Below are 2,931 nucleotides of genomic sequence, written 5' to 3'. Positions count from 1 at the left end.
CATGTGAAGGCGGGCGATGTCGTGGCCCGGCTGGATGACTCGCTGCTCAAAGCCCAGCTCGCGGAGCAGAAGGCAGCGGTCGCGGAGGCGCAGGCGACGCTTGAATCCGCGAAATCGGCAGCCGCCCGCGCCGACAAACTCTTGGCCAGCAACGCCGTCAGCGCCGAGACTGCAGAGGAGAAGACAACCGCCGTCAAGACCGGCAAGGCTGGGGTCGACCAGGCGCAAGCCGCCACTGAGCGGCTGCAGGCCGAGCTCGACCGCACCACCATCCGTGCGCCGTTCGATGGCATCGTCTCCAGCAAGCCGGCGGTCGCCGGGTCGATCGTCCAGGCCGGAACCGAACTGATGAAGATCATCCGCGACGGCAGGCTGGAGGTCGGCGTGCTTGTGCCCGAGAAGGACCTGGCGGCGATCTCCGTTGGGCAGGCCGCCGACGTTGTCGACGCCTCCGGCCGCCACTTTGCCGGCAGCGTTTCCTCGATCGCCGAAACGGTCAACACCACCACGCGGCTCGCCGCCGTCTATGTCTCGCTCGGCGAAGCCTCCCGCCTGAAGCCGGGCATGTTCGCCCGCGTCTCGATCGCGACCGCCGCCTCGCAACGGCTGAGCGTCGCCGAAGCCGCGCTTGTCTGGCATGACGGCAAGCCGGCTGTCTTCGTCGTCGACGCTGCCGACAAGGTCAGCGCGCGTCTCGTCACGACCGGCACGCGCCAGAGCGGCCGTGTCGCCATCGAAAGCGGTCTCTCCGAAGGCGATCATGTCGTGGTCGCCGGCGCCGGCTTCCTCTCGGACGGCAATCTGGTGCGCGTCGCCTCCGCCGTGGCCGACGCCGGCGCTGCCGCGGGCTCGACGGGGAGCGCGCAATGAACGCCATTTCTTCCTGGTCGATCCGCAACCCGGTTCCGACCATCGTGCTCTTCCTGTCGCTTACCATCGCCGGCCTCTACGGCTTCATGCAGCTGCGCACCAACAACATGCCCGACATCGACCTGCCGACCGTCACCGTGACTGTGGCGCAGCCGGGCGCGGCTCCGAGCGAGATGGAAGTTCAGGTCGCGCGGGTGATCGAGAATGCCGTGGCGACACTGGAAGGCGTCGACGATGTCTCGACCTCGATCAGCGAGGGCTCGTCCGTCACCACGGTCGAGTTCACCCTCGGCACCGATCCGGAGACTGCCACCAACGACGTCCGCAACGCGGTCTCGGGCGTGCAGTCCAGCCTGCCGGCCGCCGCCCAGACACCGGTCGTGGCCAAGGTCAACGCCAACGGCAATTCGGTGCTGACCTATGTCGTCGAGGCGCCGACCATGTCGCCCGATCAACTGAGCTGGTACATTGACAACGACGTGGCCAAGGCCCTGCTCGGCGTCGACGGCGTCTCCAAGATCACCCGCTCCGGCGGCGTCGACCGTGTCATCCGCGTCGAGCTCGATCCCGACCGCCTGGCCGCGCTCGGCATCAGCGCCGGCGACGTCAGCCAGACGCTGGCATCGAACAACGTCAACCAGCCCGGCGGCCGCGCCACCATCGGCGGCCAGGAGCAGTCTGTGCGCACGCTGGCCAGCGCCACCACGGTCGAGGCGCTCGCCGACACCCGCATGGCGCTTTCCAGCGCCGGCGACGTCAAGCTTTCCGATCTCGGCACCGTGGTCGACAGCTGGGAGAAGCCGCGCCAGGCCGCCTATCTCGACGGCAAGCAAGTCGTTGCCTTCAACGTCTACAGGTCGGTCGGATCGAGCGAGATCGACGTCGTCAAGGCCGCGCGCGCGGCGATCGCCGAAATCGGCGCGAAAGCCACTGGGGCGAAGTTCAGCGAGGTCACCTCCTCGTCCGGTTTCGTGCAGGAAAGCTATGACGCGGCCCTCGAGGCGCTGTGGCTCGGCGCCCTGCTCGCCGTCGGCGTGGTCTGGTTGTTCCTGCGCGACATCAGGGCGACGCTGGTGTCGGCGGTCGCCATGCCGCTGTCGCTGATCCCGACCTTCGCCGTCATGGCGGCCCTGGACATCTCGCTGAGCAACATCACCTTGCTCGCGCTGTCGCTGGTGGTCGGCATCCTCGTCGACGACGCCATCGTCGAGATCGAGAACATCGTTCGCCATATGCGCCAGACCGGCGCCAGCGCCTATCAGGCGGCGATCGAGGCCGCCGACGAGATCGGCCTTGCCGTGGTGGCGACCACCGCGACCATCGTCGCGGTGTTCCTGCCGGTGGCCTTCATGCCCGGCATTCCCGGAAAATTCTTCATCAGCTTCGCCATCGCCGTCTGCGTGTCGGTGCTGTTCTCGCTGCTGGTGGCGCGCATGCTCACGCCGCTGTTGGGCGCCTATCTGGTGCGCGCCGGCGGCCACAGCGAGGACGACCTCCCGGCCTGGGTGCCGACCTATCTCTGGCTGCTGCGCAAGGCGCTCAATTGCCGCTGGATCACGCTGTTCGCCGGCATAGCCTTCTTCGCCGGCTCGATGCTCCTGGCCACGAAACTGCCTACCGAATTCATGGCGGCGGCCGATCGCGGCCGCTCAATGATCTCGGTCGAACTGCAGCCGGGCTCGACGATCGAGCAGACAACGGCCGTGGTGCAGGACATTACAGAGCGCCTCGAGCGTGAACCGGCCGTCGACAGCGTCTTCGCCACGATCGGCACGGCCGCTTCCTCGGGCGGCGGGCCGAACCAGAGTTCGAGCTCGGCCGAGGTGCGCACCGCCACCGTCACGATCAATCTGAAGCCGCGCGCCGAACGCTTGCTCAGCCAGCAGGCGTTCGAAGCCGAAGCCTCGCCGAAGCTGAACGACATTCCTGGTGCCCGCATCCAGTTCGGCGCCGACGGCTTCTCCGGCGCCAAGGTGTCGATCACGCTGGTCGGCGATGATGGCGCAGCGCTCGAAAAGGCGAGCGATGCCCTGATCGACGAGATGAAGTCGGTGCCCGGCC

2 protein-coding genes are annotated in these 2,931 nt (G+C 67.7%); both read left to right on the top strand.

The window, feature by feature from the left end; all coding sequences use genetic code 11:
* The coding region (locus tag EOA33_RS30435; RefSeq protein WP_127407329.1) for an efflux RND transporter periplasmic adaptor subunit at window positions 1-870 on the top strand (870 nt) is incomplete at its 5' end.
* Window positions 867-2,931: efflux RND transporter permease subunit (locus tag EOA33_RS30430; RefSeq protein WP_145989362.1), on the top strand; the 2,065-nt coding region annotated here is incomplete at its 3' end. The genes EOA33_RS30435 and EOA33_RS30430, both read left to right, overlap by 4 nt.

Source organism: Mesorhizobium sp. M4A.F.Ca.ET.050.02.1.1, from assembly GCF_003997725.1.
In the GTDB taxonomy this organism is placed as follows: Bacteria; Pseudomonadota; Alphaproteobacteria; order Rhizobiales; family Rhizobiaceae; genus Mesorhizobium.
Note: the sequence above shows the minus strand (reverse complement) of the source record. Positions and strands in the feature narration are given on the sequence as shown.